This window comes from Tsukamurella conjunctivitidis, from assembly GCF_007858475.1.
Lineage (GTDB): Bacteria > Actinomycetota > Actinomycetes > Mycobacteriales > Mycobacteriaceae > Tsukamurella > Tsukamurella conjunctivitidis.
In genome coordinates this window covers 12900-35999 of the sequence record NZ_VIGX01000012.1, presented here as the reverse complement: position 1 = coordinate 35999, position 23100 = coordinate 12900, and the positions used below count along the sequence as shown (strand labels likewise).

Here is a 23100-nt window from a genome sequence, read left to right as displayed (position 1 = left end):
CTACCCGGCCTCGGCATCGGAACGTGCGAGGCCGCAACGGATCCGCTCCAGCGCGCGGTGCTGCTGCAGCCGCACCGCCTGCGGCGTGGTCCGCAGCAGCGCGGCCGTCTCGTCGACGGTCCGCCCCTGGGTCACGCGCAGCTGCAGCACACGGTAGAGCTCCGGCGGCAGCGTCGCGCGCAACCACGCGTCGGTCGTCCGTGTCCTTCGCCCCATGATGATTCACGGTAGGGCGCTGTGATTCCGGGCACATCCGCCATTCGGGTGATGTCCGCTCGCCTTTCGTCGGATCGCGGTACGTTGAAAGAGACCGAAACGGACACCCATCCGAGGAGGTCCGATGAACGACTCTTGGGCCGAGACCGTTGCCCGGGCCACTGAACTCCGACGCGAACTTCATCGCCGCCCCGAGCTCGCCTGGGCGGAGCAGGCCACCGCCGCGGCCGTGCGCGCCGAACTCGACGCGATCGGCCTCGGCTGGCGGCCCTGCGCGGATACGGGCACCGTCGTCCGCCTCGCCCCGCACGCGCCCGGCCGGCACGTGGCGCTGCGCGCCGACCTGGACGCCATGCCGATCCGCGAGGCCACGGGCCTGCCGTACGCCTCCACGGCCGAGGGGGTCATGCACGCCTGCGGGCACGACGGTCATACGGCCGCCCTGCTCGCCGCGGCGCGCTGGCTCCGCGTGCACGAGGCGGAGCTCCCCGGACCGGTCACACTCCTGTTCCAGCCCGCCGAGGAGGGCGGGCACGGCGCGCGCGGCATGATCGCGGACGGTGCGCTCGACGGGGTGGACGTCGTCTTCGGGTGGCACAACTGGCCGGGACTGCCGCTCGGACGGGCGCTGTGCCCCGACGGCCCCGTGATGTCGGCGAACGGCACCTTCGAGGTCCGGCTGATCGGCCGGGGCGGGCACGCCTCGCAGCCCGAGGCCACCCGCGATCCCGTCCTCGCCGCCGCGGCCGTCGTGCTCGCCCTGCAGCAGATCGTGGCGCGCCGGACCTCCCCGCAGCAGGCCGCCGTCGTGGCCGTGACCTCGCTGACCGCCGAGAGCGCCGCCACCGTGACCCCCGACGAGGCCTCGCTGGCCGGCAGCGTGCGCGCCGCCGACGACGACGCCAGGTCCACGGTCTTCGCCCTCATCGACGACATCGCCCGGGCCACCGCCGCGGCGCACGGCGTGCGTGCCGAGGTCACCACGACGGTGCGCTACGGCGCCACCGTCAACCACGCCGGCCCTGCCGCGGAGCTGCGGAGGCGCCTGTCGACGGTGCTCGGCCCGGAGTGGTCCGCGCCCGCCGCCGTACCGGTGCTCGCCTCGGAGGATTTCAGCTACTACCTGAAGCGGATCCCGGGCGCCTTCGCTCTGCTCGGTTCCGGCACCACGGCGCCGCTGCACAGCGCCGAATACGACTTCGACGATGCCCTGCTCGATCCCGCCGCGCGCCTGCTGGTGGGTCTCGCGGGGGCGCCGGAGCCGCCCGACCACTGAGGACCGCACGAAACGAAGGGATTCGCATGGACACCACTGCTTTCGAGAACTGGGAATCGGAAGTCCGCGGCTACTGCCGGAACTTCCCCACCGTCTTCGCGTCCGCGTCCAACGCCCGGCAGGTGGACGAGGCCGGGAAGAGCTACATCGACTTCTTCGCCGGAGCCGGGGTTCTCAACTTCGGGCACAACAACCCGACGATGAAGCGCGCCATGATCGACTTCCTGGAGGCCGACGGCGTGGCCCACAGCCTCGACACCTACACCACCACCAAGCGCGACTTCCTGACCCGGTTCCACGACGTGATCCTCGCGCCGCGCGGCATGGACCACCGGATGCAGTTCACCGGCCCCACCGGCACGAACGCCGTCGAGGCCGCGCTCAAACTGGCGCGCCTGGCCACCGGCCGGCGGGAGGTCGTCGCCTTCAGCCACGGCTTTCACGGCATGACCCTCGGCGCCCTGGCCGCGACGGCGAACGAGGCCTTCCGGCAGTGGGCGGGCGTCCCGCTGCGCGACGTGGTGCGGCTGCCCTTCGAGACCGCACCCGGCGGGAAGACGGCCCTCTCCGACTACGCCGCGGCACTGGCGGATCCGTCCAGCGGGCACACGGCGCCCGCGGCCTTCCTCGTGGAGGCGGTGCAGGCGGAGGGCGGCGTCAACGTCGCCAGCGCCGACTGGCTGCACGCCGTCCAGGACCTCGCGCGCGAGACCGGCGCACTGTTCATCATCGACGACATCCAGGCCGGATGCGGTCGCACCGGTAGCTATTTCAGCTTCGACGGCTACGGACTCGATCCCGATGTCATCACCCTCGCCAAGGGCCTCGGCGGGTACGGCACCCCGATCGCCATGAACCTCAACAAGCCCGCCGTGGACGCGCACTGGTCGCCCGGCGCGCACACCGGCACCTTCCGCGGGCAGGGCCTGTCGATGGTGGCGGGCACCGTCGCCCTCGACTACTTCGCCGACGACGAGCTGATGTCCGCCGTCGCCGCGAAGGGCGAGACGATGCGGGAGAGGCTCGCGTCCATCGCGGCGGCGCACCCGGACCGCGACTGGGAGGTGCGGGGCAAGGGCATGATGCAGGCCCTGGACACGGGCGACGGCGCCTTCGCGAAGGCCGTGCAGAAGGCCTGTTTCGACACGGGTCTCCTCATCGGCCCGTGCGGGAGCGGAGGCCGGGTACTCAAACTCATCCCGCCGCTGACGATCCCGGAGCAGGACCTCGCCGAGGGACTGGACCTGCTCGAGGCCGCCGTGGCGGAGGTGGCGCGATGAAGCAGCGCGACGACATGACCTTCCCTCCCGAGGAGTACGAGCGCCGCCTGGCGGAGCTGCGCGAGCGGATGGACAAGCGGGGGCTGGACGCGGTGGTGATCACCGACCCCGAGAACCTGATGTACCTCACCGACTACCAGACCACCGGCTACTCGTTCTTCCAGGCGCTGGTCGTCCCGCTCGACGACGAGCCGGTGATGATCACCCGCGCGATGGAGGAGTCCAATGTCATCGCGCGGACCTGGGTCGAACGCACCCGCCCGTATCCCGACACCGGCGACGCCATCCAGGAACTGGTGCTCACGCTCAAAGAGGGCGGCCTCGGCACCAAACGCGTGGGCTACGAGCGCAACAGCTACTTCTTCCCCGCGTACCAGCAGGACCGCGTGCACACCTCGTTCCAGCAGGGCGTGCTCATGGACTGCTTCGGCATCGTCGAGGCCGGCCGCGCGACGAAGTCGGACGCGGAGATCGCGGTGATGCGCCGCGCCGCGCGGGCGGCCGAGGCGGGCATGGCGGCCGGTCTCGAGGCCGCCGTGCCGGGCAACACGGAGAACGACGTGGCGGCGGCGATCAGCGCCGCCATGTTCCGCGCCGGCGGCGAATTCCCCGCCGTGATGCCCTACGTCGCCTCCGGGCCGCGCTCGATGATCGGCCACGCCACCTGGGAGGGGCGCACCATCGAGCCCGGTGAGCACGTCTTCCTCGAGGTGGGTGGCTGCTACCGCCGGTACCACGCGGCGCTCATGCGCACCGCGGTGAACGGTGAGCTCTCGCCCACGATGTACGAGGCGCAGGAACGGATGAAGCTCGCGCTCTCCGAGCTGAAGTCCCTCATGCGCCCGGGCATGACGGTCTCCGACGCCGATTCGCTGGTGCGCCGGATCATCTCGGACAACACCGTCGGGGCGCGCCTGGTCACGCGCTCGGGGTACTCGATCGGCATCGCCTTCCCGCCGTCGTGGGACGAGGGGTACATCCTCAGCCTCAACCCGGGCGACTTCACCGCGCTGGAACCGGGGATGACCTTCCACGTGATCCCGTGGATGTGGGGCGTCGACGGGGACAAGACCGTCGGCATCTCGGACACGATCCGGATCACCGAGGACGGGTGCGAGTCCTTCTTCACGCTGGACGAGGACTTCACCGTCCACGACGACGCCGCGGCCACGGCCGGGGTGAACGGCGCCGTCGTGGACGAAGGGCCACACCAGGACACGACCGAGGCGGAGGTGCTCCCATGACGACGATGCTGACCGTGATCGACCCCTCGACCGGCGCGCAGATCCGCGAGGTCCCGGCGGCGGGGCCCGCGGAGATCGAGACCACGCTCGCACGGGCGGAGACGGCCTTCGGCGACTGGCGGCGGACGAGCTTCGCCGACCGCGGGGAGCTCCTGCGCGCCGTCGGTGCCGAGCTGCGCCGCGGCATCGAGGATTACGCCTACCTGATGACCGAGGAGATGGGCAAGCCCATCACCGAGGCGAGGGGAGAGGTGGTCAAGGCGGCGTGGGCGGCGGAGCACTACGCGGAGCACGGCGAGCAGTACCTGGCCCCCGACGTCGTCGAGTCGGACGCCACGTCGAGCTACGTCCAGTACCTCCCGCTCGGGACGGTGCTCGGCGTGCTGCCGTGGAACGCGCCCTTCTGGTTGGCCTTCCGCTTCTGTGCGCCGGCGCTCATGGCGGGCAACACCTGCGTCATGAAGCACGACCCGCACGTTCCCGGATGCGCCGCGGCGATCGCCGGGGCGTTCCGCGCGGTCGGGGCTCCCGACGGGGTGTTCGCCTCGCTCCCGGCGGCCACGCCGGACGTCGCGGGGGTGATCCGCGACCGCCGCATCCGCGCGGTCTCGTTCACCGGCTCCGACCGTGCCGGCGCCGCGGTGGCCTCGGTGGCCGCCTCCGAGATCAAGCCCGCGGTACTGGAACTCGGCGGCTCCGACCCGTCGATCGTGCTGGCGGACGCCGACATCGAGGCCGCCGCCGAGACGCTGGCGCTGTCCCGGATCATCAACGCCGGCCAGTCCTGCATCGCGGCGAAGCGCATCATCGTCGAGCGATCGGTGCACGACGAATTCGTCGAGGCGCTCCGCAGCCGGCTCGCCGCGCTGCGGATGGGCGATCCTCGGCACGACGACACGCAGGTGGGGCCGATCGCGCGCGCCGACCTGCGCGACGCCCTGCATCGCCAGGTGACGGAGACGGTGACCGCCGGCGCCACGTGTCTGCTCGGCGGCACGGTGCCCGACGTCCCGGGCTTCTACTACCCGCCGACCCTGCTCACCGGGGTGCGACCGGGGATGGCGGCCTGCGCCGAGGAGACCTTCGGGCCCGTCGCCGCGGTGATGATGGCGGTCGATGCGGAGCACGCCGTCGACCTGGCGAACGCGACGCAGTACGGCCTCGCCGCGAGCGTCTGGACGGAGACGGCGCGCGGCGAGGCCATGGCCCGCGAACTCGAGGCGGGGCAGGTCAGCGTCAACGGGATCGTCAAGACCGACCCGCGGCTGCCGAGCGGCGGGATCAAGCGCTCCGGCTACGGCCGCGAGCTGGGCCGCGCCGGCATCCACGAGTTCGTCAACGCCCAGCAGGTCTGGGTCGGCCCGAAGCGGGACTGACCTCCCGCGGCGCTACTCGACGGTGACCGACTTCGCCAGGTTGCGGGGCCGGTCGATGTTGAGTCCCAGGCTCAGCGCCGCGTAGTAGGCGAGCAGCTGCGTGGGGATCATCAGCAGGATCGGGTCCAGTTCCGGCTCGTTCTTCGGCACCGTGAGCGTGACCTTGGACTCGGGCAGCTCGACGCCCGGGTTGGTGATCGCCACGATGTCGCCGCCGCGGGCCGCGATCTCGTGCAGTGCACCGATGTTGCGGTCCAGCAGCTCGTCGTCGGGGACGATGGCGACGGTCGGCATCTCCGGGCTGATCAGCGCGAGCGGGCCGTGCTTGAGCTCGGACGCCTGGTACGCCTCGGCGTGGCGGTAGCTGATCTCCTTGAACTTCTGCGCGCCCTCACGGGCCGTCGGGTAGCCGCGCACGCGGCCGATGAAGAACAGGCTGGGCGCCTCGGCGAGCAGCTTCGCCGCCTCTTCCACGTCCCCGGGCTCGCTGATGATCTCGCCGATCTGCGCCGGGAGTGCCTTGAGGCCCTTGACGATCCGCGTGCCATCGGTGATCGAGAGGTCGCGGACGCGGCCCAGGGCCAGCGCGAGCAGCGCGAAGCCCACGGCCATGTGGGTGTTCGCCTTGGTGGAGGCCACGGAGACCTCGGGGCCGGCGTGCAGGTAGATGCCGCCCGAGACCTCGCGCGCGATCGTGGAACCGACCACGTTGACCAGGCCGACGATGGTGCCGCCCTTGCGCTTGACCTCCTGCACCGCGAACGCGGTGTCGGCGGTCTCGCCCGACTGGCTCACCGCGACGTACAGCGTGTCGGGCTCGACGATCGGATTGCGGTAGCGGAACTCGCTGGCGGGCTCGGCATCCGCGGGGATGCGGGCGAGCTCCTCGATGAGCGAGGCGCCCAGCTGTCCCATGTAGTACGCGCTGCCGCAGCCGAGGATCTTGACCCGCTTGAAGCGCCGCATGGCCTGCGCGTCCAGGTTCAGGCCGTCGAGGCGGGCGGTGGCGAAGCGCTCGTCGAGCCGGCCCGAGAGCATGCGCTCGAGCGAGGACGGCTGCTCCGCGATCTCCTTGAGCATGAAGTGGCTGTGGTTACCCAGCTCCAGCTCGTCGGGCGAGATGTCCACGGTGGTGGCCGACTTCGCGACCGCGCGGGCGTCGTCGGCGCTGAACATCCGGAAACCGGAGGCGGTGACGGTGGCGCACTCGCCGTCGTCGAGGTGAACCACCTGGCTGGTGTGCCGGACCACGGCGGAGATGTCGGAGGCGACGAACATCTCCTTGTCACCCACGCCGAGGATCAGCGGGGAACCGTTACGGGCCACCACGATCCGATCGGGGTGCGCGGTGTCGATGACAGCCAGCGCGTAGGTGCCGCTGAGGCGGTGCAGGGTCGCGCGGACGGCGTCCTCGAGGGTGTCGGCGTCGCTGCGGGCGATCAGATGCGCGACCGCCTCGGTGTCGGTGTCGGACGTGAGCTCCACGCCCTGCGCCTCGAGCTCGATCCGCAGGTCGCGGGCGTTGTCGATGATGCCGTTGTGCACCACGAAGATCCGCTCGTCGCCGTTGGCGTCCGGGGTGGAGGTGTGCGGGTGGGCGTTGGCCTCCGACGGAGCGCCGTGCGTAGCCCACCGCGTGTGCCCGATGCCGGTCTTACCGGCGAGGCGCTTCGGCAGCGCGGCCTCCAGGTCGCGCACGCGCCCGACGCTGCGGACGCGCTTGGCGCCCGACGGGCCGAGGACGGCGATGCCCGCCGAGTCGTACCCGCGATATTCGAGCTGGGTCAGTCCGTCGACGAGGATGTCCACGGCCGTCTGGCCACCGATGTATCCGACGATTCCGCACATGCTTCAGGCGGCTCCTAGCTGTAGACGAGGCGGCGCAGCTGCCGCTCGGTGAGGTCCGGGGCCGCGACGAGCCGGCTGCTCAACTCGTCGGCGAGGGTCGCGAAGATCTCCGCGTTCTTGGCCCCGCGACCCTGGAGGTCACGGTGGCGGCGGCGGACGAACTCCTCGACCGGCTCCCGGTAGTACGCCGTGACATCGTCGATGACACGCACGGCCTCGGCGGCGGAGAGCCCCGTGGTCCGCGCGATGTGATCCACGAGATCGCTGTCCGGCACGGTGTCGATCTTGCGGCCCCGACGGTGCGCTGTCAATTATCTGCCCGGTTTCGGGCAGGAATGAGACCGATTCGCGACGAATCGGCGCGAAGATTCCCGCAATGACAAGAATTCTTGACAGGATATGTCAAGGCTGCTTGACTTCGGGGTGTGGACGACGAGAACCCGGTGCGAGTGCGGCGACGCGCTCAGCGGATCACCCAGGCCGATCTGGCCGCCGCGGTCGGCGTGAGCCGGCAGACGGTGGTCTCGGTCGAGAAGGGCGACTACGCGCCCAGCGTGTACCTCGCACTGAAGATCGCCCGGGCCCTGGAGTCCACCGTCGAGGACCTGTTTCCCCTGAAGGAGGACGATCATGTCGGCTGAGAGTCGCATCGAGGACTTCATCCTCGCCCCGTCGGACCCCGCCTGGGGGGACGAGCGTCATCGCGAGGAGTACTACCGCGCGATGACGGTGGGCTACTACTGGGCCGCGCCCGCAGCGCTCGTCGCGTCGCTGATCGCAGCGGCGGAGGGCGCCCGGGTCACCGCGATGGCGGTGCTGCTCCTGCTGCTCGCGACGCAGCTGGCCACGTACCGCTACTGCACCCGGCACGACGTACCGCTGGCGACCATCTACCGCGCCTTCATGACGCCGAGGCGCAAGGCCGCGATGGCGGCGATCCTCATCCCGTACCTGGCGATCTGGTGCGCTCTGCAGTTGGACCGCGACGCGAGCACCATCGCGGGCGCCGCCGTCGGTGGGCTCGTGGGTGCCGGGATCGCGGGCGGCGCCGTCCTGCTGGCGACGAGGGCGGAGCGCCGCCGGGAGGCCGCGGCCGCCGCTGACGACGACGTATTCGAGTAACGAAGGATGTCTCGGTACGCTGTGACCTCGTGACCACCTCCGAAGCGGCCGATCGGGAACACCTCGATCTCAAGACCCAGCTGATCCGTTTCGTGCTGACCGGCGGCTTCTCCGCCGTCGTCGACTTCGGGCTCACCCTGCTGCTCGGCAAGTTCCTCGGGCTCGACGAGGCACTGGCCAAGACCATCGGCTTCATCTGCGGCACGACCACCGCGTACCTGCTCAACCGCCGCTGGACCTTCCAGGCCGAGCCGTCGACGAAGCGGCTCATCGCGGTGTGGGCGCTCTACATCGCCATGTACGGCGTGCAGCTGGGGCTCTACATGGCGTTCTACACGCTGTTCCCGCCGCCCGAGGACGGCATCGGCAGCTATCTCAACCGGCTCTTCGCCTTCGTGATCGCCCAGGGCACCGCGACCGTCGTCAATTTCATCGTCCAGCGCACGGTGATCTTCAAGCTGATGTGATGGCCCCGGCAATTCGGCCGCGGCGAACACTGCTCGTGCCCGGGGCCTTCGCGCTCGTCGGCATCCTGCTCTCGCTCTGGCACGGTGGGCGTCCGTCCGTGTGGTTCGACGAGCTCGCCACGGCCTCCGCGATCGACCGGTCGCCCGGTGAGCTGTGGCACCTGCTGACGAACATCGACGCGGTGCACGGCCTCTACTACTGGGGCGTGCGCACCTTCTCGCTGGTCTTCGGTCTCGACGAGACCGCGCTGCGGGCGTTCTCCGCGCTCGGCGTCGGCGCGGCGGTCGCGGCCTGCCACGTCCTCGCGCGACGGCTCGGCGGCGAGGCCTTCGCGCTGGTCGCGGGCGTGATCGCGCTGATCCTGCCGCGGCTGACCTGGTCGGGCGTCGAGGCCCGGTCCTACTCCTGGGTGATCGCGTCCGCGGCGCTGGTGCTGATCGCCGCGCACGGTGCGGCCGGGGCGACGCTCCGGAACGAGAGGGCGCCGTCGGCAACGCGGACGGTGCGGAGGGCCTGGCTCGCGTACGGCGCGGCACTGCTGCTCGCGACGGTGCTCTTCCTCTACTCCGCGACGCTGGTCCTCGCGGTGCTGGCGGTCTTCGCCTGGGAACCGAGGACGCGGACGCGCGCGGTGCTGCGACCGGTGCTGATCGCCTCCGCGTCCGCGATCGTCCTCGCGAGCCCCGTCGCGATCCTCGCCGCGACGCAGCGCGACCAGGTCTCGTGGCTGCGCTGGCCGGGGTGGCGGATCTTCCAGAACGTGCTGGTCGACCAGTGGTTCGACCACTCCTGTGCCTTCGCGATCGCGGCGTGGCTCGTCATCGCCGCCGCCGCGCTGCTGTGGTGGCGGCGCGGCGTCCCGTCGGACCTGCTCCCCGCGCTCCGGTACGGCCTGGCCGGCGCGCTGGTGCCGCTCGCGGCGATCCTGCTGGTCTCGCCCGTGGTCCCGTCGTACGTGGGGCGGTACGTGAGCTTCACGGTGCCGGGGGTGGTGCTGGTGCTCGCCGCCGCGGTCACGACGGTGGCGCGGGCCCTGCCGCGCCCGCGGATCGCCGGCGCGGTGCTGCTGGCGGCGTTGACGGTGGCCGCGATACCGGGCTACCTGTGGCAGCACAGCCCGCTGTCGAAGCCGGGCGGCAGCGACTTCAGCTACGCCGCGCGCTACATCCGCGACAACGCCCGCCCCGGGGACTGCGTCTTCTTCCAGGTCCAGCCGAGCTGGGCGTGGCCGTCGCTGCGGATCGCGCACGACGGCCTGCCCGGGATGTTCGACGGCCTGCGGGACATGGGCAACGACGGTGACCGGCGCGCCGAGGGCAAGCTCTGGGACAAGGAGAAGGGCGTCAACCAGTGGGCGTCGTGGGCGGCCGACGAGTGCACCGCCGCCTGGGTGCTCACCGATGCCGACCGCGCCGAGGACGACTTCCGGCAGGAGAACGGGAACCTGTGGTGGACGTTCCGGCCGTCCCGGTTCATGGGCTCCGACATGCAGGTCTCGCTGGACTACGGCGGCCTCGCGGTGGTGCATCAGGAGCAGTTCCACATCCTGCAGGTGGTGCACCTGCGGCGGCCCCCGCCCGCGGTCGGTCCCGATCCGCAGCCGCTCCCGCACACGGTGCATACCTACTGGTGACAGCCCCGAGGGAACAATTCGTTAGGCGTATATACCACTTTGTCGGTCGTGTCCACCCTTGTCCGGTGTGAGATATCCAGGGTTGCCCGCGCTCGCCGCCTTCGCGACGATCGTTACGCACAGGTAACGAATCGAGGGGAGAGCGTCGTGGTGTCAGTCGGGATCGTCGGAGGAGGTGCCGCGGCCGTCAGTCTGCTGCGGCAGCTCCCGGTGAGCGACGATCTGTCCGTCTCCGTGTACGCCGACCGGGTCATCGGACCCGGGCGGGCCTACGCCGAGGAATCCGATTCGGCTCTGCTCAACAGGCAGGCCTTCGCGATGTCCATCTCGGCGGAGGAACCCGACGAGTTCGTGCAGTGGTGCCGCACGGAGCATCCGGAACTGCTCCTCGACGGCGGGCACAGCTTCGTCCCGCGCTGGGCGTACGGCCGCTACCTCCGGCAGTGCACACAGGCGCGGGCGCTCGATTTCGGCGACTCGCTGACCCGGATCACCGGCCGCGTCACCGACGCGGCGCGCGAGGGCGATGTCTGGCGCCTCGTCGTGCACCGGCCGGGACTCCCGCCCGAGACGTACCGGCACGACATCGTCGTCCTCGCGCTCGGGTCGAGCCCGCCCGCCGACCCGTACCGGCTCGAGGGCACCGAGCACTACACGCAGGACCCGTACCCCGTCGACGACTGGCTGCCGACCGTCCTCGCCGGCGAGACCGCCGCCGTGATCGGCACCGGGCTCAGCGCGATCGACGTCGCGCTGGCCGTCCGGTCCCGCAACTGGACCGGCCGCCTGCTCATGGCCTCCCGGCAGGGCATCCTCCCCGACGTGCGCAGCGACCTCGAGCCGCTCGACTTCGACCCCGACGTGGGCGCGCTCATCCGGCGGGTGCAGCTGAGGCACGGCGGCCTCGAGTGGGAGGACGTGGTGAACATCGTCGACTACCTCGCCGTGGGCGAGGGGCTGCGCCGGTCCGAGGTGCGGGCCGCCTTCCGCGCGATCGCCGAGCCCGCCGGTCCCCGCCTCGCGGGATTCTCCGGCCGCCCCGCCTCGATCGCGCCGGAGGTCCAGCGCCTCGTCATCTGCGTCGCGCAGTACTACGCCAACGATCTGTGGTCCGCGATGACGCGGTCGGCGCGCTCCGCCATGGTCGCGAGCGTGCACGCGCCCTTCCAGGCGCTCGCCAACCCGCTGCCGGCGCGCAGCGCGCAGGTCCTCGGCGCCATGGTGGTCGACGGTTCGCTGACCGTGCGGCACGGCGTCCGCGACGTCGCCCCGTCGGACTCCGGGCTGGTGGTGAGCAGCGCCGACGGCGACGAGGCCGTCGAGCACGTGGTGAACGCGACGCGCACGCCGGCCGGTGCGCCGTCGGGCGCGGCGGCGAGCCTGGTCTCGTCGCTCGTCTACGCGGGCACCGCGCGACGAAACCCGTACGGCGGGCTGCGGATCAACGTGAACGACAATTCGATCGTCGGCCGCGACGGCGCCTCGGTGCCCGGGCTGTACGCGCTCGGCGAGATCGCCTCGGGCGACCTGTACTACATCAGCAGCATCGCCAAGATCCGTCGCCGGGCCCGAGCCGTGGCCCGGTCGATCGCGGAGCGGGTGACCCCGGCTGCGCACGAGCCCGTGCGGGTGGTGGCCGGTGGCTGAGGCGAGCGCGGTCGCGGAGCGACGGGAGGCCGCCGTGCGCGCGCCCGGCAGGTGGACCACCGTGATGCTGCTGGTCGCGGTCACCGGGCCGCAGCTGGGGCTGAGCCTGCTCAATCCGTCGACGCCGCAGATGGCGGTCGACCTGCACACCAGCGTCTCCGCGGTCCAGCTCACACTGTCGTGTTACATGGCGGGCTACGCGGTCTCGATGTTCGCCGCGGGCGTGCTGGCCGACCGGTACGACGCGCGGGCGCTGCAGGCGCTGGGGCTCGTGCTGTTCGCGCTCGGCGGTGTGCTCGCCGCCGCGGCTCCCACGGTGGCCGTGCTCGGCGTCGCGCGGTTCGTGCAGGCCGTGGGCGGGACATCGGCGACGGTGCTGTGCCGCTTGGTGATCCAGCGACGGTATCCGACGGATGCCCGGATGCACCTGCTCACGTCACTGTCGATCGTGATCGCCGCGACGCCCGCGCTCTCGCCCTTCTTCGGATCGGCGCTGGTCCAGGTGGCGCCGTGGCGGGCGCTGTTCCTGGGGCTGGCCGCGGTCGGTGTGGTCCTGGCGCTCGCCTTCCTCCGGCTGGTGCCCGTCGCCCCGCCCGTGACGCCGGTCGCCCCCTCGCCCCGTGCCATCGGGCGCGGGGTGGCGGAGGCGTTCTCGCGCCGAGGATTCCACCGGCATGCCGTGGTGATCTCGCTGGCCTGGATGGGCTACTTCCTGTTCATCGAGCAGTCCGCGTTCATCCTGCAGGGGCTGCACGGCGCGACGGAGATCCAGTACGGGTTGCTGCTCATCGTTCCCGCGCTCGGGTACATCGCGGGCAGCGTCGTGATCCGCCGGGCCGCCGAGGCACGGACCGCGGTGCGCGCGTGCACGATCGGCTCGGCTCTGGGTGGCGCCGCCCTCGTCGCGCTCGCCGCGACCGGCGTCCCGACCGCCGCCGCGGTCGTGGTGCCGCTCGCAATCGGATTTCTCGGGGTCGGGGCGTCGATCCCCTTCGCGCAGGCGGGCCTGCTGGAGCTGGATCTCAAGGCCCAGGGCGTCGGGGCGGGGCTGTTCTTCTTCCTCCAGATGGGCGCCGGCGCCGTCTACTCCGTGCTGATCGAGGCGCTGCACCTGCGGTCCGCGCTCAGCACCTCGGTGGCGATCGGCCTGCCCCTGCTCGCGCTCGCCGCGGTGGTCTGGGGGACGACGCGGCGCACGGCCTGAGACGACGACCGCCGCAGGGATCTTCGGTGGATCTCGGCGGCGGTCGCTCGGCGTGTCGTCGCCGACACGCACCAGAACTCGTGGGCCGTTAGTCCTTCGGCAGTTCGCGGCGGACGATCTTGCCCGTCGGGTTGCGGGGCAGGGTGTCGAGGAAGACGACGTCGCGCGGGACCTTGAACCGGGCGAGATTGCCGCGGATGAAGTCCTTGAGATCCTTGACCAGGGCCTCGTCGTCGGAGGGGGCACCGCCGTCGATCACGACGAAGGCGCGCAGGCGCTGGCCGAATTCGGGATCGGGCACGCCGATCACCGCGGCCTCGACCACGTCGTCGCGGGTGACCAGCAGGTTCTCCACCTCGAGCGGGTAGACGTTCTCGCCGCCGGAGACGATCATGTCGTCGTCGCGGCCGTCGATGTGCAACAGGCCGTGCTCGTCCCAGTGGCCCATGTCGCCCGACGAGAGGTGGCCGTCGATGATCTGCTTGGTGCGGCCGTCGCTGTAGCCCTCGAAAGGCGCGCCGGCGCGGACGAAGACGCGGCCGCGCTTGCCGACGCCCTCGACGAGCGCGTCGTTCTCGTCGTAGAGCCGGACGGTGGTCAGCACGGGGGGCTTGCCGACGGTGCCGGGCGCGGTGCGCAGGTTGCGCGGCGTGGCGACGGTGGCGACGGCGACCTCGGTCGAACCGTAGACGTTGTAGAGGACGTCGCCGAAGACGTCCTGGAACTTCTCGGACAGTTCGGGGGAGACCGCGGATCCCGCGACGACGACCGACTTCAGGCAGCTGGTGTCGTACTTCGCCAGGGTCTCCGCGGGCAGGCTCAGCATGCGGGTGAGCATGGTGGGCACCGCGACCAGCATGTCGGCGCGGTTGTCGGCGATCAGCTTGAGCGTGTTCTCGGGGTCGAAGCGGCGCATCGTCACGGTGGTGCACCCGACGGACATCCCGGCGGACCACATGGCGAATCCGGTGGAGTGGAAGATCGGCGAGGCGATGACGACGGTGCCGCGCCGCTTGAACGGAATGCGGTCCACGAGCATCGCGGTCGCCAGTGAGGGCACCTTGCTGCGGGTGGCGCCCTTGGGCAGGCCGGTGGTGCCGGAGGTGAGGATGATGAAGCCGCCCTGCTTCTCGGGCGGGGGCACGCGCTTGGCGTCGCGGCCGGCGGCCAGCTGGTCGATGGTCTGGGCGCCCTCGGGCACCGAGTCGGCGTCGTCGACCCAGGTCAGGTAGCGGGGCATGTCCTCGGGCAGCGCATCGAGCAGCGAGGTGAACTCGCTGTCGTGGAAGACGGCCTGCACCTTCTCCCGCTCGCAGACCTCGGCGAACTGGGGCTTGGCGAAGCCGGTGTTCATCATCGCCAGCCGCATGCCGGCGCGGGCCGCGGCGCTGATGATGAGCAGCAGGCCGCGGTGATCGCGGGCCAGCACCGCGATGACGTCGCCCGACTTCAGGCCGGAGGCACGGAGCCCGCGGGCCAGCGCGTTCGACTGCGCCTCGTACTGCGCGTAGGTCAGGGAACCGCGCTCGTCGACGATGGCCGTGCGGTCGGGGCTCTCGGCGGCGCCCTTGATCACCAGGGCGGCCTGCGGGCCGTACTGCCGGTTGTAGCCGAGGGCGCGCAGCGCGACGTCCGGACGCGCGGGGTCGACGACCCGTCGCTGCAGCATGCGCGTGAGGGCATGGCCCTGTGCGAACAGATCGGAGACCAGGCTCGTTCCCATGACGACGATGATAGAGGCAGCGCCCGCTCTTTGTTGAGGGGGTCTCAATAGGCTCGTGATCGAGGGCCTCCCGCGCGGCTCAGGGGCGGGTGAACCGCTCGTCCCGACCGAGCTTGCGCAGCCGCAGCCACTCCCGGAACCCCGCGACATCGCGACGCTGCACCAGGAAGAACCATCCGAAGCGCGCCCACTCCTGCGGGATCAGCTTGCGCATGCCCGGCTGCGACTGCAGGTAGCCGCGGTTGCGGTACGTGAAGAAGCGCTTGGTCTCGTTGTCCGGGTACTGCGTGTGCATGCGCCCGCCGAGGATGGGACGGAACTCGTCGGCGCCGTTCGGGTGCAGGTACGCGGTGGTGAGGCAGGTGCCGAAAGGCAGGCCCGAACGCACCAGCCGGCGGTGGATCTCCACCTCGTCGCCGCGGATGAACAGCCGCAGGTCCGGCACGCCGACCGCCGCGACGGTGTCCTTGCGGAACAGTGCCCCGTTGAACAGGGAGGCGATGCCGGTCAGCACGTCGTCCGACGGGGCCTCGGGATCGATCAGCTCGGAGCGCGTGCGCCGCCAGACCAGGCCGCGGCGCAGCGGGAACGCGAGCGTCTCGGGATCGTCGATGGTGGCGACCACGGGGGAGACCTCCGCGAGGCCGTGCCGCTCGGCGCACTCGAGCAGCGTGGCCAGGACCTTCGGCCCCTCGGGGCGGCCGTCGTCGTCCGCGAGCCAGATCCAGTCGGCGCCCAGCGCGAGCGCGTGCAGCATGCCCAGCGCGAAGCCGCCGGCCCCGCCGAGGTTGAACTGCGAGGGGAGGTAGGTGGTGGCGACGGGCTGCGACTCGACGAGTGCGCGTACCTCGTCCTGCGCCGCGTTGTCGACGACGATCAGGTGGTCGACGGGGCGCTCCTGCGAGCTGAGCACCTCCAGCGACTTCGACAGCAGCTCCGCGCGGTCGTGCGTGACGACCACCGCGACGACGGTGCCCCGGTCGTCAGTCATCCTCGGCCGCGATCTTGTCGAGGACCGTGCGGACCTGGGCACCGGCCTCATCGCCCTCGTAGGCGGTCACGACCTCCTCGATGCCGCCCTCCTGGCGGATCTGACCGTGGTCGATCCACATCGCCCGGTCGCAGAGCTGCGCGAGGAACTCGTTCGAGTGCGACGCGAAGACGAGGATGCCCGAGCGCTCGACCAGCGCCTGCAGGCGCTTACGGGCCTTGCGCATGAACTCCGCGTCGACGGCGCCGATGCCCTCGTCGAGCAGCAGGATCTCCGGATCGATCGACGTGACCACCCCGAGCGCGATCCGGACCCGCATGCCCGTCGAATAGGTGCGCAGCGGCATCGAGAGGTAGTCGCCGAGCTCGGTGAACTCCGCGATCTCGTCGGCCTTGCGCTGCATGGACTTGCGGGTCTGCCCGAGGAACAGGCCGCGGATGATGATGTTCTCCATCCCGGAGATCTCCGGGTCCATGCCGACCCCCAGGTCGAAGACCGGGGCCACGCGTCCCTTCACCGCCGCGGTGCCGCGGGTCGGCTCGTAGATCCCGGCCAGCAGGCGCAGCAGCGTCGACTTGCCGGCGCCGTTGTGGCCGACGAGGCCGACGCGGTCGCCCTCATCGAGGCTCATGGTGATGTTGCGCAGGGCCTCGACCACGACGACGTTGTCGTCGGCCATCACCTTGCCGCCGGCCGAGCCCATGACGGCGCGCTTGATCGAGCGCGATTTGGCGTCGAACACCGGGAAGTCGACGCAGGCGTCCTGCGTCCGAATGGAAACGCTCATCTCACACCCAATACGCGACTCGGGAACGGAACTGCTTCATGAGCACCAGCATCAGCGCGATGCCGACAACGGTGCAGCCGATCACCACGTACCAGTGCTGGGGATCGAAGGGCTTGCCCGTGAGCGGCCCGCGGACCATCTCCAGGTAGTGGTACAGCGGGTTGAGCTTGACCAGCTTCGCGCGCTCGGTGTTGCCGCCCGGCACCGTGTCGAGCGTCCACACCACGGGGGTGATGTAGAAGAGCAGCTGGGTGAGTGCGGTGAGCAGCGGGGCGATGTCGCGGAATCGGGTGGCCAGGATGCCGAAGGACATCGAGACCCACACCCCGGTGATGGCGAGCATGCCGATCGCCGGGATCAGGCTCAGCTGCGTCCACGACCACTGCTCGGGCGGGAAGATCGCCAGCACGATCACCAGGATGATGGCGTTGTGGGCCAGGAACAGCAGGTGTCGCCACACCAGCCGGTAGACGTGCACCGAGAGCGGTGAGGGCAGCTGCTTGATCAGTCCCTCGTTGGCGATGAAGACCTCGGCGCCGTCGATGATCGAGCTCTGGATGAAGGCCCACAGCACGAAGCCGACGGTGAGCTGCGGCAGCAGGACCTTCACGTCGGCGCTGAGGAGGACGGACCACAGCAGCGCGAGCGCGCTGGCCGTGACGCCGGTGGCGATCGTGATCCAGAACGGGCCGATCACCGACCGGCGGTAACGCTGCTTGATGTCCTGCCAGCCCAGCTCCAGCCACAGCTCGCGGTGCACGGTGGCACCGTCGACGAGGTCCCGGATCGCGCGCCGGAAGGTGCGCGAGTCCGAGACGAGTGGCGCCGGTTGGGCGGCGTTGGGGCTATCGACGGGCACGAGTCTGAAGGGTACCCGTCGCGCACTGGGGACTCGGGGAGGTCGACGGCGCCCGGCCGCCCCGGCCCGGCATCGGCGGCGGCGTCACAGGTACTGGCCGTGGCCCGTCTGCGACTCCGGTCCGGGCGTCATCCCCGGAGGCAGCGCGCCCTGCCGCATCTGCTCGAGCTGCGCCCGGGCGGCCATCTGCTGGGCGAAGAGCGCGGTCTGGATGCCGTGGAACAGGCCCTCCAGCCAGCCGACGAGCTGGGCCTGCGCGATCCGCAGCTCGGCGTCCGACGGGGTCGACTCGTCGGTGAAGGGCAGCGCCAGGCGCTCCAGCTCCGCCTGCAGGTCGGGGGAGAGCCCGTCCTCGAGCTCCTTGATCGACGTGCGATGGATGTCCTTGAGGCGCGCGCGGCTGGCCTCGTCGAGCGGTGCGGCGCGCACCTCCTCCAGGAGCTGCTTGATCATCGTCCCGATCCGCATCACCTTCGCGGGCTGCTCGACCATGCCGTGCAGCTCCTCGGCGGCGTTGTCCGCATCGTCGTCCCCACCGGGTGCGCCGGTGCCTGTTCCTGCAGGAATGATCTCCACCTCGTTGCGATCGTTCATAGCACCATTCTGGCAGCTCCCCGCGGGCGGACCACGGTGTCGTCAGTGCGGCGGTGTAATCTGCGTCCCAGTGAACACGTTCTCAGAAGGCCAGGGTGCACCCGGCCGGGCATCGACTGCGGTTGCGGTATCCGCATTCGACGTTGCCCGCGTCCGGGGGCTCTACCCTGCCCTGGGGGACGGGTGGATCCACTTCGATCCCCAGGCCGGCGCGCAGATCCCCGGCGCCGTCTCCTCGGCCGTGGCGAATGCCTTCCGCGGGTTCGTGAGCAACCCGTACGGCGTGTACGCCGCGGCGGCCCACACGCGCTCGATCGTGCAGGCCGCCCGGGTCGCCGTGGCGGATCTGGTGGGCGGCAAGCCCGAGGGCGTGGTGTTGGGGCCGAGCCGTGAGCAACTGCTCAACTCGCTCGCCGAGTCGCTGAGCGCGCGCCTGGGGCTCGGTTCGGAGATCGTGCTGTGCCGCCTGGACGACGATGCGAACCAGTCTCCGTGGTTGCGCGTCGCGGACCGCGGCGGCGGCCGGGTCCGGTGGGTCGAGGCCGACATCGAGACCGGCGAGGTGCCGGCGTGGCAGTTCGCCGAGCTGGCCGGGCCGAGCACGTCGGTGATCGCCGTGCCCTACGCCTCGTCGACCATCGGCACCGTCATCGACGTGGCCGCGGCCGCGGAGGCCGCCCACCGGGTGGGCGCACTGCTCGTGGTCGACGCGACGAGCGCCGCGCCGTACGAGCTCCTGGACATCGAGCGCCTGGGTGCCGACGTCCTGCTCGTCAGCGCGAACCGGTGGGGCGGGCCGCAGGTGGCCGCGATGGCCTTCCGCGATCCGTCGCTGTTCGGCCGGCTGCGCGCCGTGAACCCCGACCGCAGCCTGACGGGGCCGGAGCGGTTCGAGCTCGGCGAGCACCAGTACGCCATGCTCGCCGGTCTCATCGCCTCGATCGACCACCTCGCGGGCCTCGACGAGTCGTCGGTCGGGACCCGGCGCGACAGGCTGGAGCAGTCGATGTTCGGCCTGCGCCAGTACCAGCAGCGGCTCCTGTTCTACTTGCTCAACTCCCTGGCCTCCGCGCCGCAGGTGGCGATCATCGGCCGCGCCGAGCGACGGGTTCCGACTGTCTCCTTCACCATGCCCGGCGTGCCGGCGGCCAAGGCGGCGAAGCGTCTCGCGGACAACGGCGTGTGCGCCCTCTCGAACGTGCCCAGCCGGTACTTCGCCGGGCTCGGCGTGCCGGAGTACGGCGGTGCCGTCACCGTCGGGCTGGCGCCGTACTCGACCCCGTACGACGTGGACCAGCTGGTCCGCGCCCTCGCCTCCCTGGGCTGACGGTGGGCCCGTCGGCCCTGGCGGGCGCGTTCGGCGCGGGGATCGTGGCCGGTCTGGGTGCGGTCCTTCCGCTGGGTGCGATAGGGATTCTGCTGCTGAACGAGGGCTCGTCCCGGGGGTGGCGGCGCGCGGTTCCCGCCGCGCTCGGCGTGGGCGTCGCGGACCTGCTGTTCGCGATCGTCGCCCTCGCGGCCGGCACCGTCGTCGCTCCGATCGTGGAGGGCTGGGAGCCGTGGCCGTCCATCATCGGCGGGGTGCTCCTGCTGGTCGTCGCAGTGGTCCTCGCCCGCCAGGCGCGCCGGCCCGCCCCGAAGGATGACGACTCCGATTCCTCCCGCGGCGGCAGGGGCCTGGCCCGGTTCGGGATGTTCTTCGCCCTGACGGTGGTCAATCCCTTCCCGCTGGTGTACTTCGGTGCGATCGCCGTGGGATTCGGCGAGAGTCTGAGCCGCGTGCCGGTGGCGACGGCCTTCGCGCTGGGCGTCGGGATCGCCTCGGTCGGCTGGAACCTGGTGCTGCTCTCCTTCGGCGCAGTACTGCGCGCCCGGTCCACGGACCGGATCCAGCGCATCGTGACCGCGGTCGGTGCGGCGATCTCCGCCGTCGCCGGCGTGGTGGTGCTGGTACTCGCGTTCGTGTGACGGTGCCCGTCAGCCGATCGCGGCGCGGTACTCCTCGGACTCGAAGAACGGGGTGAGCCGACGCCGGAGGAGGTCCTCGATCACGCCGCGCTCGTCGAGCGTGGCGATCACGGGCGGGCCGAAGCGCAGCGCCTCCTCGATCATGTCCTCGCGGCCCACTCCCAGTTCGGCGAGCAACTCGTACAGCGAGGAGTCGCCGTACTTGTCGAAGACGTGGTCGATGCCCTCGTCGAGCAGTGCCCGGAAGTAGTCGGTGTCGCGGAAGGTGCGCCAGAACTCGAAGATCAGCACCACGACGTCCTCGAGGTCCCCGTCGGTCAGCACTCCGCGGTAGTCGGCGAGGACGCTGCCCCGCTGCCGGCGCCAGAAGTCGCGGATCGCGTCGGCGAGGGTCTCGTCCCCCTCCACGGCGACCCTCCGCAGCGCGAAGCGGACGCCGCGCCGCGCTGCCGCATCGGCGCGCTGCCCGATCGTGGGGAGGGCGGGGCGCAGCGCGCGGGCGGCCGCGCCGGCGACGGTGCGGGTCACCGCGTTCCGGGCCAGGGCTCGGGTCGCGTCGTCGGCCGCCGACGAGGCGGCGGCGTGCAGGACCGAGGCGACCGCGTCCTCGGTCGCCGGGCTCTCCGAGACCGCCTGCAGCACGCGATGGGTGAGGTCCATCTCGGTGACGGTCGCCAGCAGCTTCTCGAAGCTGTGGCTGTCGATCACCTCATCGAGGCGGGTGGTCTCGTTGACGGGGTGCCGGTGCAGGCGTCCGGCGATCTCGCCGACGAGCTCGGGGATCGCGCCCTCGACCGGGACCTGGACCGCGTACTTCGCGGCGACCGCCTTGATCATGTCGGGCGTGACGGCCTCGGCGAGCGTCAGCTCGGAGGCGACGGCGAGTGCGTGGTCCACCTCGTCGATCACCAGGGAGTGGTAGGCGGTGTCGCGGAGCTGTTTGCGCGCGAAGGCGGTCTGCGCCTCGAGGAGGCGGGTGGCGAGGTCGTCGATCATGGCGTCAGCAGTACCTTTCCGACGGATTCGGGGGAGTTCAGGCGCTCGTGCGCCGCCGCGGCGTCGGCGAGCGGCAGTCGCGCGGAGACGACGGGGCGCAGCGCACCGTCGGCGAACAAGGGCCAGACCTGCGCGCGGACCGCGGCGACCACCTCGGCCTTCCCGTGCGGCCCGTCGGCGGGACGGTTCCGCAGGTTGGTGGCGCTGACGCGGCCCCGCTTGCCCAGCAGCGCACCGATGTTCAGCTCGCCGGTGACGCCGCCCTGCAGGCCGATGATCACCAGCCGGCCCTGCGGGGCGAGCGCCCGGACGTTGCGGGGCAGGTACTTGGCGCCCATGATGTCGAGGATCACGTCGGCCCGGTCCCGCAGGACCTCCGCGAAATCCTCGTCGTGGTAGTCGATCACGATGTCGGCGCCCAGGTCGCGGCAGCGCTGCGCCTTGAACCCCGAGCCGACGGTGACCGCCACCGTCGCGCCCAGCGCCTTGCCGAGTTGGATGGCGTGCGTCCCGATCCCACTGCCGCCGCCGTGGATCAGGAGCGTCTCGCCGGCGCGGAGCCCGGCCTCGGTGACGACGTTCGAGTGGACCGTGCAGGCGACCTCGGGCAACGCCGCGGCGTCGACGAGGGACACTCCGGCGGGCACGGGTAGGCACTGCACCGCAGGAGCCAGCGCGTACTCGGCGTAGCCGCCCCCGGACAGGAGCGCGCAGACCTCGTCGCCGACGGCGAGGCCCTCGACCCGCGGTCCCACGGCGTCGACGGTGCCGGAGACCTCCAGGCCGAGGATCGGGCTGGCGCCGGGCGGTGGCGGATAGAGGCCCCGGCGCTGCATCAGGTCGGCGCGGTTGACCGCTGTCGCGGCGACGGCGATGCGCACCTCGCCGGGGCCCGGCTCCGGGGTCGGCAGGTCGATGAGCTGCAGGTCCTGCGTGGTTTCGTCGACTCCGATCGCCCTCATGGTTCATGGGTAGCACACCGGGTGCCGCCGCCGCGTGGGCTGTGGTGTGGGCCCCGGCTTCGTGAGAATGCGACCGCGCCGGCCGCCGTGTGTTAGAAGTGAATGAACATTCTGTCACTTGGACGCCTGATGGTGAGGAGAACGCGATGGACCTGAAGAACACGACGGCGCTCGTCACGGGCGGGGCCTCCGGCCTGGGCCTCGCGACCGTGACCCGCCTCGCCGCAGGTGGCGCCCGCGTCGTCGCGATCGACCTGCCGGGCGCCGATACCTCGGCGCTCGCGGCACTCGGCGACGCCGTGCGGTTCGCGCCGGCGGACGTGACCGACGAGGCCGCGGTGCAGGCCGCCGTCGACCTCGCGAACGACGAGGGCTCGCTCGCGATCGTCGTGAACTGCGCCGGCATCGGCAACGCGATCAAGACCACCGGCGCGAAGGGTGCGTTCCCGCTCGACGCCTTCTCGAAGGTGGTCTCGGTCAATCTGATCGGTACGTTCAACGTGGTCCGGCTGGCCGCCACCGCGATCGCGGGGAACGAGCGTGACGGCGAGGAGCGCGGCGTCATCATCAACACCGCGTCCGTCGCGGCCTTCGACGGACAGATCGGCCAGGCGGCGTACTCGGCGTCCAAGGGCGGCGTCGTCGGCATGACCCTGCCCATCGCCCGTGACCTCGCATCCGTCGCGATCCGCGTCGTGACCATCGCGCCGGGACTGTTCCTCACGCCCCTGCTCGGCACGCTGCCCGAGGAGGCCCGCGCCTCCCTCGGCGCGCAGGTGCCGCACCCCGCGCGGCTCGGCGATCCCTCCGAGTACGCCGATCTCGTCGCCGCCGTCGTGGGCAACCCGATGCTCAACGGCGAGACCATCCGCCTCGACGGTGCCATCCGCATGGCACCGCGCTGAC

The 23100-nt window shown here is 71.3% G+C and carries 23 protein-coding genes; 13 read left to right on the top strand and 10 right to left on the bottom strand.

The genetic code is table 11. The features are described from left to right. The gene (locus FK530_RS17705; RefSeq protein ID WP_146488309.1) at positions 1-216 is read right to left on the bottom strand and encodes a sigma factor-like helix-turn-helix DNA-binding protein; all 216 of its coding nucleotides are present in this window, start codon (positions 214-216) and stop codon (positions 1-3) included. A gap of 124 nt (positions 217-340) precedes the next feature. On the opposite strand from FK530_RS17705, the gene doeB2 reads away from it, so the two are divergent. Genes doeB2 through FK530_RS17685 form a run of 4 tightly spaced genes read left to right on the top strand, consistent with a single transcriptional unit; the run spans position 341 to position 5392 of the window. Next, positions 341-1492, top strand: coding sequence for a N(2)-acetyl-L-2,4-diaminobutanoate deacetylase DoeB2 (gene doeB2 / locus FK530_RS17700; protein WP_146488308.1), 1152 nt, complete (start codon positions 341-343; stop codon positions 1490-1492). 26 nt (positions 1493-1518) lie between these two features. Further along, positions 1519-2772: an aspartate aminotransferase family protein gene (locus FK530_RS17695; protein WP_146488307.1), complete on the top strand. Its 1254-nt coding sequence runs from the start codon at positions 1519-1521 to the stop codon at positions 2770-2772. Then, positions 2769-4016 carry an ectoine hydrolase gene (gene doeA / locus FK530_RS17690; RefSeq protein WP_146488306.1) on the top strand — a complete coding sequence of 416 codons (1248 nt, stop codon included), beginning with the start codon at positions 2769-2771 and terminating at the stop codon, positions 4014-4016. Before FK530_RS17695 ends, doeA begins: the two co-directional genes overlap by 4 nt. Then, on the top strand, positions 4013-5392 hold the full coding sequence (locus FK530_RS17685; RefSeq protein ID WP_146488305.1) for an NAD-dependent succinate-semialdehyde dehydrogenase: 1380 nt from the start codon (positions 4013-4015) through the stop codon (positions 5390-5392). The genes doeA and FK530_RS17685 overlap by 4 nt, the downstream gene beginning before the upstream one ends. A 12-nt stretch (positions 5393-5404) precedes the next feature. Here FK530_RS17685 and glmS read toward each other — a convergent pair whose 3' ends face one another. Both glmS and FK530_RS17675 read right to left on the bottom strand, forming a co-directional pair. Continuing rightward, entirely contained in the window at positions 5405-7240 is a 1836-nt protein-coding gene (glmS, locus tag FK530_RS17680) for a glutamine--fructose-6-phosphate transaminase (isomerizing) (protein ID WP_146488304.1), read from the bottom strand. Positions 7241-7254: 14 nt separating this feature from the next. Beyond that, positions 7255-7515, bottom strand: coding sequence for a hypothetical protein (locus FK530_RS17675; protein ID WP_146433602.1), 261 nt, complete (start codon positions 7513-7515; stop codon positions 7255-7257). 150 nt (positions 7516-7665) lie between these two features. Here FK530_RS17675 and FK530_RS17670 point away from each other — a divergent pair, with 150 nt between their 5' ends. The 6 genes from FK530_RS17670 to FK530_RS17645 all read left to right on the top strand — a co-directional run bounded on the left by FK530_RS17670 (position 7666) and on the right by FK530_RS17645 (position 13314). Then, positions 7666-7881, top strand: a complete 216-nt coding sequence (locus FK530_RS17670; protein WP_146488303.1) for a helix-turn-helix transcriptional regulator — start codon at positions 7666-7668, stop codon at positions 7879-7881. Further along, positions 7871-8362, top strand: a complete 492-nt coding sequence (locus FK530_RS17665; RefSeq protein ID WP_146488302.1) for a hypothetical protein — start codon at positions 7871-7873, stop codon at positions 8360-8362. The genes FK530_RS17670 and FK530_RS17665 overlap by 11 nt, the downstream gene beginning before the upstream one ends. 29 nt (positions 8363-8391) lie before the next feature. Beyond that, positions 8392-8829: a GtrA family protein gene (locus FK530_RS17660; RefSeq protein WP_146488301.1), complete on the top strand. Its 438-nt coding sequence runs from the start codon at positions 8392-8394 to the stop codon at positions 8827-8829. Then, the gene (locus FK530_RS17655) at positions 8829-10463 is read left to right on the top strand and encodes a glycosyltransferase family 39 protein (RefSeq protein ID WP_146488300.1); all 1635 of its coding nucleotides are present in this window, start codon (positions 8829-8831) and stop codon (positions 10461-10463) included. Before FK530_RS17660 ends, FK530_RS17655 begins: the two co-directional genes overlap by 1 nt. 147 nt (positions 10464-10610) lie before the next feature. Beyond that, entirely contained in the window at positions 10611-12110 is a 1500-nt protein-coding gene (locus FK530_RS17650) for an FAD/NAD(P)-binding protein (protein WP_158645130.1), read from the top strand. Then, the gene (locus FK530_RS17645) at positions 12103-13314 is read left to right on the top strand and encodes an MFS transporter (RefSeq protein ID WP_146488298.1); all 1212 of its coding nucleotides are present in this window, start codon (positions 12103-12105) and stop codon (positions 13312-13314) included. Before FK530_RS17650 ends, FK530_RS17645 begins: the two co-directional genes overlap by 8 nt. 88 nt (positions 13315-13402) lie before the next feature. Here FK530_RS17645 and FK530_RS17640 read toward each other — a convergent pair whose 3' ends face one another. The 5 genes from FK530_RS17640 to FK530_RS17620 all read right to left on the bottom strand — a co-directional run bounded on the left by FK530_RS17640 (position 13403) and on the right by FK530_RS17620 (position 18268). Further along, on the bottom strand, positions 13403-15037 hold the full coding sequence (locus FK530_RS17640; protein WP_146488297.1) for an acyl-CoA synthetase: 1635 nt from the start codon (positions 15035-15037) through the stop codon (positions 13403-13405). Between the two features lie 79 nt (positions 15038-15116). After that, positions 15117-16028 carry a galactofuranosyltransferase GlfT1 gene (glfT1, locus tag FK530_RS17635; protein WP_146488296.1) on the bottom strand — a complete coding sequence of 304 codons (912 nt, stop codon included), beginning with the start codon at positions 16026-16028 and terminating at the stop codon, positions 15117-15119. Next, a complete protein-coding gene (gene wzt / locus FK530_RS17630; RefSeq protein WP_146488295.1) occupies positions 16021-16815 on the bottom strand; it encodes a galactan export ABC transporter ATP-binding subunit Wzt/RfbE in 795 nt (264 codons plus the stop codon). Before wzt ends, glfT1 begins: the two co-directional genes overlap by 8 nt. A gap of 1 nt (position 16816) precedes the next feature. Next, complete coding sequence (gene wzm / locus FK530_RS17625) at positions 16817-17674, bottom strand: galactan export ABC transporter permease subunit Wzm/RfbD (protein WP_146488294.1); 858 nt, start codon at positions 17672-17674, stop codon at positions 16817-16819. Positions 17675-17758: 84 nt separating this feature from the next. Continuing rightward, positions 17759-18268: a bacterial proteasome activator family protein gene (locus tag FK530_RS17620; RefSeq protein WP_146488293.1), complete on the bottom strand. Its 510-nt coding sequence runs from the start codon at positions 18266-18268 to the stop codon at positions 17759-17761. Between the two features lie 70 nt (positions 18269-18338). On the opposite strand from FK530_RS17620, the gene FK530_RS17615 reads away from it, so the two are divergent. Then, positions 18339-19595, top strand: a complete 1257-nt coding sequence (locus FK530_RS17615; protein ID WP_231706684.1) for a cysteine desulfurase-like protein — start codon at positions 18339-18341, stop codon at positions 19593-19595. Positions 19596-19597: 2 nt separating this feature from the next. Continuing rightward, positions 19598-20236, top strand: coding sequence for a LysE family translocator (locus FK530_RS17610; protein ID WP_158645129.1), 639 nt, complete (start codon positions 19598-19600; stop codon positions 20234-20236). A 9-nt stretch (positions 20237-20245) separates the two neighbouring features. Here FK530_RS17610 and FK530_RS17605 read toward each other — a convergent pair whose 3' ends face one another. Further along, entirely contained in the window at positions 20246-21232 is a 987-nt protein-coding gene (locus tag FK530_RS17605) for a hypothetical protein (RefSeq protein WP_146488290.1), read from the bottom strand. Continuing rightward, entirely contained in the window at positions 21229-22194 is a 966-nt protein-coding gene (locus FK530_RS17600) for an NAD(P)H-quinone oxidoreductase (protein ID WP_146488289.1), read from the bottom strand. The genes FK530_RS17605 and FK530_RS17600 overlap by 4 nt, the downstream gene beginning before the upstream one ends. A gap of 146 nt (positions 22195-22340) precedes the next feature. On the opposite strand from FK530_RS17600, the gene FK530_RS17595 reads away from it, so the two are divergent. After that, positions 22341-23099 (top strand): 3-hydroxyacyl-CoA dehydrogenase, encoded by a 759-nt coding sequence (locus FK530_RS17595; protein WP_146488288.1) that lies wholly within the window; start codon positions 22341-22343, stop codon positions 23097-23099. Position 23100: the final 1 nt, after the last annotated feature.

Bases quoted from the DNA above. Each gene is read 5' to 3' on its own strand.
- FK530_RS17620 (WP_146488293.1), bottom strand. From the start codon at position 18,268: ATGAACGATCGCAACGAGGTGGAGATCATTCCTGCAGGAACAGGCACC.
- FK530_RS17600 (WP_146488289.1), bottom strand. From the start codon at position 22,194: ATGAGGGCGATCGGAGTCGACGAAACCACGCAGGACCTGCAGCTCATC.
- FK530_RS17705 (WP_146488309.1), bottom strand. From the start codon at position 216: ATGGGGCGAAGGACACGGACGACCGACGCGTGGTTGCGCGCGACGCTG.
- FK530_RS17655 (WP_146488300.1), top strand. From the start codon at position 8,829: ATGGCCCCGGCAATTCGGCCGCGGCGAACACTGCTCGTGCCCGGGGCC.
- glfT1 (WP_146488296.1), bottom strand. From the start codon at position 16,028: ATGACTGACGACCGGGGCACCGTCGTCGCGGTGGTCGTCACGCACGAC.
- doeB2 (WP_146488308.1), top strand. From the start codon at position 341: ATGAACGACTCTTGGGCCGAGACCGTTGCCCGGGCCACTGAACTCCGA.
- FK530_RS17605 (WP_146488290.1), bottom strand. From the start codon at position 21,232: ATGATCGACGACCTCGCCACCCGCCTCCTCGAGGCGCAGACCGCCTTC.
- FK530_RS17595 (WP_146488288.1), top strand. From the start codon at position 22,341: ATGGACCTGAAGAACACGACGGCGCTCGTCACGGGCGGGGCCTCCGGC.
- FK530_RS17695 (WP_146488307.1), top strand. From the start codon at position 1,519: ATGGACACCACTGCTTTCGAGAACTGGGAATCGGAAGTCCGCGGCTAC.
- FK530_RS17665 (WP_146488302.1), top strand. From the start codon at position 7,871: ATGTCGGCTGAGAGTCGCATCGAGGACTTCATCCTCGCCCCGTCGGAC.
- FK530_RS17640 (WP_146488297.1), bottom strand. From the start codon at position 15,037: ATGGGAACGAGCCTGGTCTCCGATCTGTTCGCACAGGGCCATGCCCTC.
- wzt (WP_146488295.1), bottom strand. From the start codon at position 16,815: ATGAGCGTTTCCATTCGGACGCAGGACGCCTGCGTCGACTTCCCGGTG.
- glmS (WP_146488304.1), bottom strand. From the start codon at position 7,240: ATGTGCGGAATCGTCGGATACATCGGTGGCCAGACGGCCGTGGACATC.
- FK530_RS17685 (WP_146488305.1), top strand. From the start codon at position 4,013: ATGACGACGATGCTGACCGTGATCGACCCCTCGACCGGCGCGCAGATC.
- doeA (WP_146488306.1), top strand. From the start codon at position 2,769: ATGAAGCAGCGCGACGACATGACCTTCCCTCCCGAGGAGTACGAGCGC.